This window comes from Streptosporangium sandarakinum (genome assembly GCF_050942225.1).
Taxonomy (GTDB): domain Bacteria; phylum Actinomycetota; class Actinomycetes; order Streptosporangiales; family Streptosporangiaceae; genus Streptosporangium; species Streptosporangium nondiastaticum.
In genome coordinates, this window is sequence record NZ_CP192034.1 from 3,588,388 (window position 1) to 3,601,474 (window position 13,087).

General features: G+C 70.6%; 14 protein-coding genes. 7 read left to right on the forward strand and 7 right to left on the reverse strand.

The features are described 5' to 3' along the window. Window positions 1–324: 324 nt before the first annotated feature. The 3 genes from ACQP10_RS16455 (at window position 325) to ACQP10_RS16465 (ending at window position 4,217) form a co-directional block, all read left to right on the forward strand. A complete protein-coding gene (locus tag ACQP10_RS16455) occupies window positions 325–2,367 on the forward strand; it encodes a family 10 glycosylhydrolase (RefSeq protein WP_433541662.1) in 2,043 nt (680 codons plus the stop codon). Between the two features lie 192 nt (window positions 2,368–2,559). Continuing rightward, the gene (locus ACQP10_RS16460; RefSeq protein WP_346019849.1) at window positions 2,560–3,468 is read left to right on the forward strand and encodes a universal stress protein; all 909 of its coding nucleotides are present in this window, start codon (window positions 2,560–2,562) and stop codon (window positions 3,466–3,468) included. Between the two features lie 20 nt (window positions 3,469–3,488). Then, window positions 3,489–4,217: a CBS domain-containing protein gene (locus tag ACQP10_RS16465; RefSeq protein ID WP_346019848.1), complete on the forward strand. Its 729-nt coding sequence runs from the start codon at window positions 3,489–3,491 to the stop codon at window positions 4,215–4,217. Between the two features lie 98 nt (window positions 4,218–4,315). Here the strand turns inward: ACQP10_RS16465 and ACQP10_RS16470 are convergent, their stop codons facing one another. The 3 genes from ACQP10_RS16470 to ACQP10_RS16480 all read right to left on the reverse strand — a co-directional run bounded on the left by ACQP10_RS16470 (window position 4,316) and on the right by ACQP10_RS16480 (window position 6,476). Further along, window positions 4,316–5,017 (reverse strand): CBS domain-containing protein, encoded by a 702-nt coding sequence (locus tag ACQP10_RS16470; protein ID WP_346019847.1) that lies wholly within the window; start codon window positions 5,015–5,017, stop codon window positions 4,316–4,318. A gap of 281 nt (window positions 5,018–5,298) precedes the next feature. Next, on the reverse strand, window positions 5,299–6,114 hold the full coding sequence (locus ACQP10_RS16475; protein WP_346019846.1) for an NmrA/HSCARG family protein: 816 nt from the start codon (window positions 6,112–6,114) through the stop codon (window positions 5,299–5,301). Continuing rightward, on the reverse strand, window positions 6,111–6,476 hold the full coding sequence (locus ACQP10_RS16480; protein ID WP_346019845.1) for an SgcJ/EcaC family oxidoreductase: 366 nt from the start codon (window positions 6,474–6,476) through the stop codon (window positions 6,111–6,113). Before ACQP10_RS16480 ends, ACQP10_RS16475 begins: the two co-directional genes overlap by 4 nt. An 88-nt stretch (window positions 6,477–6,564) precedes the next feature. On the opposite strand from ACQP10_RS16480, the gene ACQP10_RS16485 reads away from it, so the two are divergent. Then, window positions 6,565–7,206 carry a TetR/AcrR family transcriptional regulator gene (locus ACQP10_RS16485; RefSeq protein ID WP_390001485.1) on the forward strand — a complete coding sequence of 214 codons (642 nt, stop codon included), beginning with the start codon at window positions 6,565–6,567 and terminating at the stop codon, window positions 7,204–7,206. 32 nt (window positions 7,207–7,238) lie between these two features. Next, complete coding sequence (locus ACQP10_RS16490; RefSeq protein WP_346019843.1) at window positions 7,239–7,400, forward strand: hypothetical protein; 162 nt, start codon at window positions 7,239–7,241, stop codon at window positions 7,398–7,400. A gap of 249 nt (window positions 7,401–7,649) precedes the next feature. Here ACQP10_RS16490 and ACQP10_RS16495 read toward each other — a convergent pair whose 3' ends face one another. From ACQP10_RS16495 to ACQP10_RS16510, 4 genes are all read right to left on the reverse strand, one after another. After that, window positions 7,650–8,438, reverse strand: a complete 789-nt coding sequence (locus ACQP10_RS16495) for an AAA family ATPase (protein WP_433541663.1) — start codon at window positions 8,436–8,438, stop codon at window positions 7,650–7,652. Window positions 8,439–8,635: 197 nt separating this feature from the next. Beyond that, a complete protein-coding gene (locus ACQP10_RS16500; protein WP_433541664.1) occupies window positions 8,636–10,204 on the reverse strand; it encodes a Mu transposase C-terminal domain-containing protein in 1,569 nt (522 codons plus the stop codon). Beyond that, window positions 10,204–10,449, reverse strand: a complete 246-nt coding sequence (locus ACQP10_RS16505) for a hypothetical protein (protein ID WP_346018894.1) — start codon at window positions 10,447–10,449, stop codon at window positions 10,204–10,206. The genes ACQP10_RS16500 and ACQP10_RS16505 overlap by 1 nt, the downstream gene beginning before the upstream one ends. Next, window positions 10,439–11,038, reverse strand: coding sequence for a recombinase family protein (locus ACQP10_RS16510; protein WP_346018895.1), 600 nt, complete (start codon window positions 11,036–11,038; stop codon window positions 10,439–10,441). Before ACQP10_RS16510 ends, ACQP10_RS16505 begins: the two co-directional genes overlap by 11 nt. 158 nt (window positions 11,039–11,196) lie before the next feature. Here ACQP10_RS16510 and ACQP10_RS16515 point away from each other — a divergent pair, with 158 nt between their 5' ends. Next, window positions 11,197–11,655, forward strand: a complete 459-nt coding sequence (locus ACQP10_RS16515; RefSeq protein WP_346018896.1) for a MarR family winged helix-turn-helix transcriptional regulator — start codon at window positions 11,197–11,199, stop codon at window positions 11,653–11,655. Window positions 11,656–11,666: 11 nt separating this feature from the next. After that, window positions 11,667–13,052: an MFS transporter gene (locus tag ACQP10_RS16520; protein ID WP_346018897.1), complete on the forward strand. Its 1,386-nt coding sequence runs from the start codon at window positions 11,667–11,669 to the stop codon at window positions 13,050–13,052. Window positions 13,053–13,087 lie beyond the last annotated feature (35 nt).

The window sequence follows — 13,087 nt, forward strand, 5'->3', positions numbered from 1 at the left end:
TGACCTCCGAAGATCAGGAGGGCGGAGAGTAAGCCGGCGGCTGTGGCTGCTGACCGGGCACGGGTGAGCGTCATGGTCGCTCCTTGATTGGGGGGTGCCAACGGCTGCACAGTACGGCCTTTATCTGACAAATGTCGATAATTGACATTACTGGCGAGTTAGAAGAAGATTTCCGTCTTCGCCGAACGTTCGGCTTGCCTGATCCGGGCATCTTTGTTATGGCACGTTCCAAAATCTTTGGGCTCGTCCCGTCCGCCTCCGGCCCCGCGGAGGGGCGATGAAGACTATTGCACTTTCGGGGGATTGGTCTGAAACTTCTTTTCTGTGACGACGCCTCGAGCGGGCCGCAAGCGGCGGCTCGCCGCCCTCGGCCGCATTGCCGCGACGGCCCTCGCCTTCGCCCTCACCTTCGCCTTCACCCCCACGACCGCCGCCACCGCCGCCGTGACCACCCCGCGGACGGCGCACGCGGCCACCGCCCTCGCCGCCTGCGCCACCGACCCCGCGACCCCCAAACGCCAGCTCCGCGCGATGTGGGTGGCCAGCGTGGCCAACATCGACTGGCCGAGCCGGACCGGCCTGAGCGCCTCGGCGCAGCAGGCCGAGTTCCGCGCCTGGCTGGACCTCGCGGTGCAGAAGCGCATGAACGCCGTCGTCGTGCAGATCCGGCCGACGGCCGACGCGTTCTGGCCCTCGCCGTACGAGCCCTGGTCGCAGTGGCTGACCGGAACCCAGGGCGGAAACCCCGGCTACGACCCCCTGGCGTTCATGGTCAGCGAGGCGCACGCCCGGAACCTGGAGTTCCACGCGTGGTTCAACCCGTACCGGATCGCCAACCACGCCGACCCCACCCGCCTGGTGTCCACCCACCCGGCCCGCCAGCACCCCGACTGGAGGTTCGCCTACGGCGGCAAGCTCTACTACAACCCGGGGATCCCGGTGGTCCGCGACTTCATCGAGGACGCCGTCATGGACGCCGTCACCAGGTACGACATCGACGGCGTGCACCTGGACGACTACTTCTACCCCTATCCGGCCAGCGGTGAGACGATCCCTGACGCGGCCGCCTACGCCCAGTACGGCGGCGGCTTCGCCAACATCGCCGACTGGCGCCGCGACAACGTCAACCTCCTGGTCAAGGAGCTGGACCAGCGGATCCACGCGGCCAAGTCGTGGGTGAAGTTCGGCGTCAGCCCGTTCGGCATCTGGCGCAACGCCTCGACCGACCCGCTGGGCTCGCAGACCTCCGGCATGCAGTCCTACGACGCCATCTACGCCGACACCCGGCTGTGGGTGAAACAGGGCTGGGTCGACTACATCGCGCCGCAGATCTACTGGAACATCGGCTACAACGTGGCCGACTACAAGACGCTCACCGCCTGGTGGGCCGGCACGGTCCGGGGCACCGGCGTCCAGCTGTTCGTCGGCCAGGCCGCCTACCGGGCCGGAGCGTCCGGCGAGAGCGCGGCCTGGCAGCGGCCCGGCGAGCTCAGCGACCACCTCACCTACAACCGCCAGCACCCCGAGGTGCTCGGCGACGTCTTCTTCAGCGCCAAGGACGTCAGGGCGGACCGGATCGGCGCCGTCTCCACGCTGGTGGCCGCCCACTACTCGAAGCCCGCCCTGGTGCCCGCGTACGGCGCCGGCACCGCGCCGGCCGGCCCCTCGATCACCTCGGCGACCCGGGGGACCGGCGGGGTGGCGCTGTCATGGCAGCGCGGCGGCACCGGCACCCCGGTCTCGTACGCGGTCTACCGGGTGGACGGCTCCCAGAGCGCGGCCGACCCGTGCTTCTTCGCCGACGCCCGCAACCTGGTCGGCACCACCCGCGCGACGTCCTTCACCGACGCCGGCGCGGCGGCCGGTTCCGCCTACACCTACTACGTGACCGCCCTGGACCGCCTGCACACCGAGAGCGGGCCCAGCGCGGGCAAGGTGGTCACCGGCAGCGGGTCCGGCCAGTTCAGCGTGATCGTCGACAACTCCGGCCCCGGGTTCACCGCGGGTTCCAGCTGGGGCACCTCCACCTACTCCGGCCAGCGCTACGGCGCCGACTACCGGTTCGCCGACCCCGTCTCCTCCAGCGACGTGGCCTGGTACCAGGCGAGCATCCCCAGCGCCGGAAGCTACAAGGTCGAGGTGTGGTACCCGGCCGACGCGGGCTACAACAGCTCCGCGCCGTACATCGTGGCCACCTCCGGCGGCAACCAGACCGTCTACGTCGACCAGCGCTCCGGCGGCGGAGCATGGCGCAGCATCGGCACCTTCTCCCTCAACGCCGGCACCTACAACGTCGTCGGCGTGAGCCGCTGGACCGCCGGCACCGGCTACGTCATCGCCGACGCCGTCCGCGTCACCAAACTCTGAGGACCCGCGCGGACGGGAGTGAGGGACCGTCCGCGCGGGCGGGGAACGGGGAACGACGACGGACCGCGGGGTGGCCCATGACGGGGCCGCCCGCGCGGGCGGAGGACGAGGGCGGAAGGTCCCACGCCGGTGGGACCTTCCGCCCTGCCGTTCCGGAGGCCCCCCTCCCGACCATGGGAGGGGGTGAGAAGGATGACCGAGACCCGCGAGGTGGTCGTCGGCTACGACGGCTCGGACTTCTCCATGCAGGCCCTGGAATGGGCGATGGACGAGGCGGAGCTGCGGCAGCTGCCGCTGAGGGTGGCCCACGCCTGGCGCTGGCCGTACGGCCAGGCCGAGGAGGAGGCGAAGCTCCACCTGCGCAAGGCGGCCGAACACGTGCTGTACCACGGCGCCGACTGCGCCCGCTCGTGCAGTTCGATCGCCGAGGTGACCACCGACCTGTACGAGGGGTCCGCGGCCGAACGGCTGGTGGAGCTGTCGGCCCGCGCCGAGCTGGTCGTGGTCGGATCGCGCGGCATGGGCGCCCTGGCCAGGACGGTCCTGGGGTCGGTCGCCGGCTACGTCGCGGCGCACGCGTGCTGCCCGGTGGTCGTGGTGCGCGGTCCCGGCCCGATCCCCGTGCCGCTGCGCCGGGGAGCCGTGGTCCTGGGCATGGCCGCGGACACGCGCGACGAGGCGATCGGGTTCGCCTTCGGCGAGGCGGACGTGCGGCAGCTCAGCCTGGTGGCGGTGCAGGGCGTCTCCCTCCAGCCGGCGTCGTGGCTGTCGCAGGGGCCGCCGACGGCCGAGCCGGGGACCGTCGCGAAGACGACCGAGGGCGAGATGGCCGAGCGGCTGCGGCCGTGGCAGTTCAGGTACCCGGAGGTGGCCGTCCGGATCCACGGCGTCGCCGGGCCGCCGAAGGACGTCCTCGCCGACCTCTCCAGGGAGGCGAGCCTGGTGGTGGTCGGCGGGGCGCGCGGGCACGGGCGGCTGGGCTCGGTCACCAGGTCGATCCTCCAGCGCAGCGCGTGCGCCGTCGCGGTCGTCCCGGTGCCGGCCCTTCGGGAGGAGGAGGACGTCGCGCCCGCCGGGGTCGCGCGGGCCGGGGCCGACTAGGTTGGGAGGAGACCATGGTCATGCGGGTCAAGGACGTCATGGGCAGGGTGGCCATCGCGGTCCAGCGCGACGCGACGTTCGCCGAGCTCGTCGCGACCATGCGCCGTTTCAAGGTGGACGCCGTCGCGGTGGTGAACGCCGACGGGCGTCCGGTCGGCACGGTGTCGGAGGAGGACCTGCTGCCCGGCGGGGAGGGTTTTCCGCGCGGCGAGGAGGCGCCCGCGGGCGGCGGGCGGCATCCGGACCGCCGGAGGATCATGGAGATGACCGCCGAGGAGCTCATGGCCAGCCCGGCGCCCACGGTCGTGGGAGAGACCTCCATCCGGGAGGCGGCCCTCCTGATGCACGTCAACGGGGTCAGGCAGCTACCGGTGATCGACGCCGTCAGCGGCCGGATCGCCGGGACCGTGCACCAGGCCGACCTGCTGAGGATCTTCGCCCGGCGGGCGCCGGAGGTCCTGGCCGACGTGGCGGCGGCCGTGGCCCGGCTGCGGCTGGACCCCCGTACGCTCACGATCTCGGTGGACGCCGGCGTGGTCCACATCCAGGGGAGGCTGGCCAGGCGGTCGCAGATCGCCAGGCTGGCCGAGGCCGCGCAGCAGGCGGACGGCGTCGTCGATCTGCGGATCGACGTCACCTACGACCACGACGACCTGGCCGGCGACCTGACCGGCGAACCCGCGGACCGCCCGGCGGAGGCGGCCGGAACCGGCCGGGCCACCCTGGCGAGGACGGCCCCGGAGGACTGAGCGCGACCCCGGAGGGCCGGGCACGGAAGGAGCGGCTCCGGCGGGCCCCGCCGGTCCGGACGGGTGATCCGTCCCGGCGGCCCCCGCGGAGCGCGTGGCTACCGGCCGCTCCAGGCCGGGGTGTCGTCCAGGGTCCACCGCAGATCGTCCACCACGTCGACCACCCCGTTGACCCGCTGCACCATCCGTGTCGCCAGGCGGGCGTCGCTGCGCCGGTGCATGCGCCCGGTCAGGGTGACGACGCCCTGATGGACCGTGACGGAGACGGTGCTGGGCTCGGCCCACAGGGTGCGGTCGAGGATGTCCCGGCGCACCTCCTCGGCGATGTCGGCGTCGTCGCGGACGAAGACCCTCAGCAGGTCGTGGCGGCTGACGATGCCCTGGAGGACGCCCTCGGCGTCCACCACGGGCAGCCTCTTGACCCCGTGCTCCTCCATCAGCCGCATCGCCGAGACGATCGAGGCGTGCGCCCGTACGGTGACCGCGGGGGCCGTCATCAGCTCGGCGGCGGTGTCGCCGCGGGCCTTGGCCCGGCCGTCCCCGCCCTTGGTGCTCAGGCGGTCGCGCAGCCTGGAGCGCAGCGGCGGCTGGTAGCCCTCGCGGTAGTAGCGCTCCCTGAACTCCTCCTTGCGCAGCAGATCCGCCTCCGAGACGACGCCGACGACGTGCCCCTCGGCGTCCACCACGGGGGCCGCGCTCACACCGTGGGCGATGAGCACCTCCGCCACGTCCTTGAACGGGGTGGAGCCGTTGACCGACGCCACCTCCGTCGTCATGACGTCCTTGACCTTCACGTGCATGGCCGGACCTCCTCCGGGCTTCCCGTGCCGCTCGCATCTCTCATCACACCGCCGCGGGGGCCCGCCGGGCAGCGGCCGGAGGTCCTCAACGACGGGGACCTTCGGCCACCGGGGGAGGAATCACCGCGTACCGGGGGTGTCGGGAAGAGTCGTGACACCGGCCGCCAAATAGTTGATCTTAAATGGCGGCCGGGCGACGGCGGCTGGGCATGACCGGCGACGAGGGCGGCCCCGACGAGAGGGGCGGCGCGGGCGTCGGCGCCCGCCCCCAGTCGGCCAGATCACATCTTGCGGACCTGCCCGCCGAGCCAGTCCTGGAAAGTGAGCAAGCCGGGAAAGTGGTCACGCAGCCCAGCGAGGTCGGCCTGGTAGCCGCTCTCTGCGAACCACTCGAACATCCTGCCCTCGACCGGCAGGGGGACGAGGCGCGTCGGCACTCCGGTGATCTTCTCGTAGATTCCGGCCACCTGGGAGAAGGTCAGCTCGTCACCGGCGATCTCGAGTTCCCTGCCCAGGTAGTCGTCCCGGTGGTCGATGACATGCGCGGCAATACGGCCGATGTCGTCGGTGGAGATCAGCTGCATCGGCCGGTCGGGGAGCACCGGGAGCTCCATCACCCGTTCGCCTGCGGCGCCGGCGTAGTGCAGCAGGTTGTCCATGAAGAACACCGGCCGCAGGATGGTCGCGGGCAACCCCAGAGCCCGGATGTAGGACTCGATTGCCGCCTTGCTCTCGAAATGCTCGATTCCAGTGCGTCGCTCGGCACCGCCGACCGAGCTGTAGACCAGGTGCCCGACTCCGGCATCCAGGGCGACGTCGGCGACGAGCATGCCCTGCCGCACCTCGGCCTTGAGGGTCTCCGGCTCGTAGGCCAGGGCCTGCATGCTGAACACGGCGTCGACGCCACGCACGGCCCGCTCCAGGGACGCGAGGTCTCCCAGATCACCGACCGTGAGCTCGGTGCCGGCCAGGCGGCGCGCGGCGGGGCTCTCCGGGTCGCGGACCAGGGCGCGGACCTGCCAGCCGCGGCTCAGCAGGTGACGTGCGGTGGCGCCGCCTTGCCGGCCGGTGGCGCCGATGACCAGAGCCACGCTCATGGCTTCACCACCGGGGTGGTCTGGGCCAGCGCGATCCGCCAGGTTCCGCCGTCTTTGACCAGCACGAACGTCAGCGCTCCCGTGCGGTCGTCGTTGACGTGCTTGATCAGGCCGGCCAGCGCCACGTCCGGCCGCAGGAACGTGACGTCGAGCAGTTCGTTCTTGGTCAGCACGTCCTTCAGCGGGGTGCGCAGCGCCTCGGCCATGACCTTCTTGACCTGCTCGCGGCCGCGCAGGCGGGTCCCGGTGAAGTTGACCAGGGTCACCTCCTCGGTCAGCAGCCCGGTGAAACCGGTCACGTCGCTCTGCAGCTCTTCGGCGGCGCGGACGACCTGCTCGATCGCCTCGATATCGGAGTTCATGTCGTATCTCCTCAAATGGCGGAGCGTTTCGCTCCGCGCCGAGACTATGCCGGAGCGAGTCACTCCGCAACTGGTAAGGTACGTGGTGATGATCACGCGCAAAGACATCGCAGAACGCAACGACCGCGCATTGCTCCAGGCCGCTCGGGATGTGCTCGCCGAAGACGGGGCGCACGCCTCCGTCGCCGCCATCGCCGCCCGGGCGGGCATCGGCATCGGCAGTCTTTACCGCCGTTACAAGACGAAGGAAGAGCTGTTCCAGCGGCTCAGTGTGCTGTCCCTCGACCACTGGAACGAGGCGGCCGAGCAGGGCCTGGCTGATCCCGATCCGTGGATGGGCCTGGCGGCATTCGTCTACGGTTGCGTCGAGTTCGGGCAGGGCTCGCTGGGGCCCATCGCCGGTGCCATCGAGGTGACCCAGGAGATGGACGCCAAGTCCCGCCGCGGCGATGAGCTGTTCGACGAGCTGGTGCGCCGAGCGCACGAGGCCGGCGTCCTCCGCAGGGATGTGACCGCGGTCGACATCTCGCTGCTCATCGAGCAGTTCGGCCGTTCCCCCGTGGTCGATCAGCTTCGCAAGCAGGGCAGGGGCGACCTGCTGTCCGCCGCTACCGAGGCCCGCCGACGGCTGATCGCGATAGCGCTCGACGGGTTGCGGCCGGGACATGACCCGTTGCCCGGTTCGCCGCCGGGCGAGGAGCTCTTCACCGGCCGCTGGTCGAGCCAGTAGGGGCGGCCGAGGGCCGGGAGCCTGGCGCCCGTGTGCTCGACCTGGTGGCGCAACTGCGCAAAGAGCGTGAACGCATCACCCATGCGATCGAAGATCTGCAGGCGTCACAAGGCATGCTCGACGCGGTCATCGCCGCCGGCCCGGCCGACGCCGCCCTTGCCGAAGTGGATGATCGAGTCACCGGCGTTCCCTGACTCGGACACGTCCAGTCCGGTATTGATCTCGTGTCGCGGCTCTCGATCCCACGGGTGGCGGGCCACGAGCCGTGTTCGTCGGCGGCGACCGCGCGGATGCCGGTGTCACGGTTGTAAGTTCCGGAGAAAAATGGCCGGGATCTCCGGAGCTATTTGGCCAGCGTGATCTGTTGACAGCAAGAATATGGCCCCGCCGTGGCGGGGCCGGAGCTTGTCGATGTGGTGGATCGCGGGTTCGAGGCGGGCGCCTCACATGACTCCGATGATCAGGTTTTCGCGGGCGGCTTCGACGACTTCCTTGGTCACGGTGGTGAGCTGGTTGATTTCCAGGACGCGTTCGATCTGGTCGACGAGGCGGGTGATGAGGCGGAAGTTGCCGCTGGTGATGCGGGTGATGGCGGCGATGGCTTCGGTGGTGGCGAAATCATCGCTTGTGCCGAGGCGGAGGTGGGGCCACTTGCGGTCGAGGACGTGAGCCTGCTCATCGATCGAGAGGGGTTTGTAGTGGTGGATGAAGCCGACCCGGGAGTAGAGCTGGGGGTAACGGGCCAGGCGCTTTTCAATGCCCGGCATGCCGATGAGGATCACGCCGATGCCGATGCGGTCGTGGTGATCGCGGAGTTGTTCGAGTCCTGCGGTCTTGAGCCGGTCGGCTTCGTCCACGATGAGCAGTTCGGCGCCGGTGGAACTGGTGCCTGGTGGAGGGCTGTCGCCATTGCCTCGGCCGGTCTGCAGCATCAGGTCGACGGTGCGGCCGAGCCGGTCGCACAGCAGGGAGATCTCCTTGTCGAGTTTGTCCGGGGTGCTGTGGACCTTGGGGGTGTACATGACGGCGCGGACGGCCAGGACGTCGTCGGCCTCGGGCGCGGCGGCCGAGCCTTGCCCGTTGAGGTGCGGGGCGAGCTGGTCCCAGCGGGTGTAGGCGCGGGCGGATTCGGTCTTGCCGACGCCGGGGCCGCCGTAGCACAGGCCGATGTAGCGCTTGCGGCGGACGGCTTCGGCGAACTCACCGAATCGGCGGTGCTCCTTGGTCACCATGAGCGGCGCGGGTGCCGGCTCGGATCGGTTCGCCGGAGCGGGGCCGGGCGCGGGACGGTCGGTGGTGTAGGCGCGTGCCGTGGGGTCGGGAGCGCTGGACGGGCTGGTCAGGGGCGGGGCTGGATGGGGGTCGGGAGTGCTGTCGCCTGAGGCAGAGGACTCATCCACGCCGGGTGTCTTTCCGGCCGGAGCGCCGTTCACTCATTCCAGTAGCGTTTGAGTCGCGGACCGTCACCAGGGGTAGGAGTGTCGCTTGCGTCGTGCGTGTAGGCGGGGCCGGCCTGATCACAGGTATCCCACTGGCGCAGCCCGGTCGTGGCCGGGTAGGCGGCGGGCAGCGGTTCGTCGTGCAGGGCCAGCAGGGTGTCGACCACGGTGCTGCGGGTGGCCAGTTGGCCGCGCAGCTGTTTGCGGCGCGCGTTGCGCGCGGCGGCGATCTCTTTGAGGCTGACGGTCTCACCGGACAGCTCGGGGCAGATCGCCCGGCACAGGAACGTGTCGTCGGTGCCGTCGGGGTGGCGCAGGTAGACGCGGATCTCGATGATGTCGCGCGGGTCGTAGCGGATGGCGACCTGTTCGCCGACGTAGTCGGCCAGCACCGGGTCGATGTAGCGCAGGGCCAGGAACTGGATGCCGTCGGTGTGAACCTTGCGCGGTTTGGCGACGGTGCACAGCAGCAGGTCCAGCTGCTCCAAGGAGTCGGGCATGCGCGGGATGAACGCGCCGGCCTCCCACCGAGCTTGCGGCGGGGTGCGGGTTTCCGCATGCGGGCGCAGGTTGTAGACCTCGCGGAAGAACCGGCCGATCGCGGCGTCGAGCTCTGCAAGGGTGAGCTTGGCCTGAGCGGCACGGTCTTTGGTGCCCTTGGGTGCGTAGCCGGGCAGGTGGGCCAGGCACATCTGATTGACGGTCTCCATGAGCCGTTCGATTTTGCCGTGGCCGTGCGGCTGGCCCTTCCTGCTGAACACCGGTCGCACCCGCAGGTCTGCCATCACCTGCTCCAGGTGCGCCGAGGTGAAGTCGCTGCCGTGGTCCAGGTGGAACACCTCGGGGATCCCGCACACGTGCCAGCCCGGTTCGGCCTTGCGCCAGATCGCCTGCCGGAAGGCCAGCGCGGTGGACAGCGCCGAGGGCGCCTCCAGGTTGACGGCGTACCCGGCGATCGCGCGGGAGTGGTCGTCCTCGATGGCGGTCAGCCACGGCCGGGCCGGCTGGCCCTTGGGATCCAGCACCCAGATATCCAGTTCGGTGTGGTCAGCCTGCCAGATTTCGTTCGGTTTGGACGCCTCCCTGCGATGCACCAGCTCAAACACCTCCCGGTACCGTTTGGTGCCCTCCACACCGAGCGCGACAAGCGCCGGATCAAGGTTTCGGACGATCTCGTGCACGGTGGAGTATCCGGGGACCGGCCACCCCCGTGCGGTAGCGACGCTGACAGCCTGCCGGTGGATCACCGCGACGCTTGTGCGGGGCGGCCGTAGCGCCAAACCCTCGATCAGCAGCCGCAACTGCTCGGGCATCCGCGCCCGCCCGCGGTCCGAACGCGGCCGGCGTACCAGCCCGGCCAGGCCCTTGGCCTGGTAGGCGGCACGCCAGCGGCGCAGCGTCCGCTCGGGGACCCGGCAGGATTCGGCGACCTGGGCCAGGGGGACCTGGTCTTCGAGGTGGGGCCGAAGCAGTCGCCAGCGCTCGATCGCCGCCAGACGTTGAGCGTCACTGAAGCCCGTCAGCGGGGCGGGATCCCTGTCGTTTGCGGCTACTTCCATCAACCGTCCCTCCTGGCCGCCATTCCCTGATCGACCTGGCCCCTCACTTGGACTATTCCCGCTCCGCTCACGAAACTCGCCGACAGCCGGGGAGTTTTGCGCGGTGCGGATGGCGGCCGGCGGCCGGTGAAGGTGTTGGAGTTGACCTTGGTGTTGATGACGGTGGTGGCCAGGTAGGTGTCGACGCCGACCTCCACACCGTCGACGTAGAGACGGCCGTGGCCCCGGCGCTGCTCACAGTCCATGGTCCGAATCCGCGCCGGACACGCCGCCACCCTCGCCGTCGCTTCGTGATGCGGGGCCGGCGCTGTCGAGGTGAGTGGCGGCTCCCACGACGCCAGGGCCGTGACTGTACTTGTAGAGCGTGGAGCGGCTGACACCCAGGAGCCGGGCGATGGAGGAGACGGTCGCGTCGGGCGGGGTGAGCAGGGCGCGGGCGTGCCGGACTTGCTCGGGTGTCATGGCGGGTGACCGCCTGAGGCGGACTCCGCGGGCCTTGGCGGCGGTCAGGCCTCGTTGGTGCCCTCGATGATGAGCTCGCGGATGAACTCCGGCCAGGGCGGCGAAGACGTGGAAGACCAGGCGTCCTCCCGGCGTGGTGGTGTCGAGGGACTCCTTCGGTGACCGGAACCCGACGCTGCGGCGGCGCAGGTCGGCGACGATCGTGATGAGGTCCTGCAGCGGGCGGGCGAGCCGGTCCAGCGAGGGAACGACCAGTGTGTCGCCGGGCCGCAGGTAGTCCAGCGCCTTGGCCCAGCTCAGGTGGGGTCCCCTGACCGGGCAGAAGAGGTCGTTCTGTCCGGTGCCCTGCTGGCGCGGCGCGTTCCGCCGCATTCCGGTGGCACCGCCAGTGCGCCGGTCACTCCGGCGTCGATGGCCTGTCGGTACAGCCGTTCGACTCCCTCCCAGTCGCTGGGTCCCAGCGGTCGAGGCCGCCCGCGCCAGTCGACCATTTCCATAAACTATGAATATAAAAATGCTATGCTTCGAGCATGAGCCGCCAAGACACCCCTCCTGGCGCGTCCGCCGCCATCGGGGCAACCCTCTACGGCCTGGCCACCAGAGCCGCAAGACGCCTGCCCCGGGACATGAGCCTGACGTCCGCCGCCACCCTGGCCACCCTGGACCGCACCGGCCCGCGGCGCATCACCGATCTGGCCGCGATCGAGGGCGTCACCCAGCCCGCGATGACCACCCTGGTCCGAGTGATGGAGGAGTCCGGCCTGGTCGAGCGGCGGGGCGACGCGTCCGACAAGCGGGTCACGCTGGTCTGCCTGACCGAGGCCGGCGCCTCCTACGTCCGGACGCGGCGCCAGGCCGGCATCCACGCGTTCGAACGATTGATCGACAAGCTCACCGGCGACGAGACCGAGGCGCTGGTGGCGGCACTCCCGGCGCTGAAGCATCTGGCAGAACTCGAAAGCCAGGACCGCGAAGAGCCGAAGCAGTGAAGGCATTCCCGGTGGCGCGTTCCGAGGCGCGGCTGGTCCCCGCTCTGATGTTCATCGCTTTGGTCGTGGCGGCGGTCGCCAGCCTCGGGGCGCCGCTCATCACCAGCGTGGCGACCTCGTTCCACGTCTCGCTCGGCAGCGCGCAGTGGACGCTGACTGTCGCGCTGCTCAGCGGCGCCGTCGCCACGCCGGTCCTGGGCCGGCTCGGAGCCGGCCCGCACCGGCGGGCCGCGATCCTCGTCACGCTGGCGGTCGTCGTCGCCGGCAGTGCGCTCACCGTGCTGCCGCTGCCGTTCGCGTGGCTGCTGGCCGGCAGGGCGGCCCAGGGCGTCGGGCTCGGGCTGACGGCGCTGATGATGGGCGTGGCCCGGGACCACCTCCCCGAGGAGCGCAGCGCGGCCGTGATCGCCCTGATCTCGGTGGTCTCGATCATCGGGGCCGGCGTCGGCTACCCGCTGGCCGCACTGCTCGCCGAGCTCGGCGGGGTACGGGCCGCCTACGGCCTCGGCCTGGTCGTCACCGCCGCCGCCCTCCTGACCGCGTGGCGCTCCATGCCTCAAGCCCCCGAAGGCCGCTCCGCCCACGTGGACGTGGCAGGCGCGGTCGTCCTGGCCTCTGCGCTGCTCCTGGCGCTGTTCCTCGCCGGCGAACCGAATCTGTGGAGCCGGCACCTCGCCGTGGCGGCGGGCCTCGCCGCCGTCGCGGTGGTGCTGCTCTGCGTCTGGGCCGTCATCGAACTGCGCAGCACGACGCCCCTGATCGATGTGCGGGCGGTGCGGCACCCGGCGGTCGCCGGGGCGAACCTCGCCATGTTCGTCGGCGGGATCGGCATGTACCTCCTGCTCACGCTCATCACCCGGTACGCGCAGACGCCGCACGGCGCCGGCTACGGCTTCGGGCTGACGACCTTCGTCGCCGGGCTGGTCCTCATCCCGTTCTCGGTGCTGGGGTTCGTCGCCGGCAAGCTCACGCCACGGGTCCGGACGCGGATCGCCGACCCCCTGCTCCTGGTCGGCAGCGCCGTCGTGGTCGGCGGCGGGTTCGCCCTGTTCGCGGCGGCCCGGTCGGACCTGCCCGAACTGTTCACGGCGATGGGAGTGCTCGGCTTCGGCGTCGGCGGCTTCTCGGCCGCGATGCCCGGCGTCATCCTGGCCGTCACCACCAAGAGCGAGACGTCGAGCGCCATGAGCTTCAACTACGTCGTCCGCAGCGTCGGGTACTCCCTGGGCAGCGCCATCGGCGGCCTGATCCTCGCCGCGGGCACCGGCACCGGCCACCTCTTCCCCGACGACAGCGCCTACACCACCGCGGCGCTGGTCGGCATCGGCGCCATGGCGATCACGACGCTGACAAGCCTCGCTCTCGCCCGCCGACGCTCGTCCGAGACCAACCCGTAAGTCAGATCCACTCACTCATCCCAACACTGGAGGTT

Bases quoted from the DNA above. Each gene is read 5' to 3' on its own strand.
- ACQP10_RS16460 (WP_346019849.1), top strand. From the start codon at position 2,560: ATGACCGAGACCCGCGAGGTGGTCGTCGGCTACGACGGCTCGGACTTC.
- ACQP10_RS16465 (WP_346019848.1), top strand. From the start codon at position 3,489: ATGCGGGTCAAGGACGTCATGGGCAGGGTGGCCATCGCGGTCCAGCGC.
- ACQP10_RS16470 (WP_346019847.1), bottom strand. From the start codon at position 5,017: ATGCACGTGAAGGTCAAGGACGTCATGACGACGGAGGTGGCGTCGGTC.
- ACQP10_RS16475 (WP_346019846.1), bottom strand. From the start codon at position 6,114: ATGAGCGTGGCTCTGGTCATCGGCGCCACCGGCCGGCAAGGCGGCGCC.
- ACQP10_RS16480 (WP_346019845.1), bottom strand. From the start codon at position 6,476: ATGAACTCCGATATCGAGGCGATCGAGCAGGTCGTCCGCGCCGCCGAA.
- ACQP10_RS16485 (WP_390001485.1), top strand. From the start codon at position 6,565: ATGATCACGCGCAAAGACATCGCAGAACGCAACGACCGCGCATTGCTC.
- ACQP10_RS16495 (WP_433541663.1), bottom strand. From the start codon at position 8,438: ATGGTGACCAAGGAGCACCGCCGATTCGGTGAGTTCGCCGAAGCCGTC.
- ACQP10_RS16500 (WP_433541664.1), bottom strand. From the start codon at position 10,204: ATGGAAGTAGCCGCAAACGACAGGGATCCCGCCCCGCTGACGGGCTTC.
- ACQP10_RS16505 (WP_346018894.1), bottom strand. From the start codon at position 10,449: ATGGACTGTGAGCAGCGCCGGGGCCACGGCCGTCTCTACGTCGACGGT.
- ACQP10_RS16510 (WP_346018895.1), bottom strand. From the start codon at position 11,038: ATGCGGCGGAACGCGCCGCGCCAGCAGGGCACCGGACAGAACGACCTC.
- ACQP10_RS16515 (WP_346018896.1), top strand. From the start codon at position 11,197: ATGAGCCGCCAAGACACCCCTCCTGGCGCGTCCGCCGCCATCGGGGCA.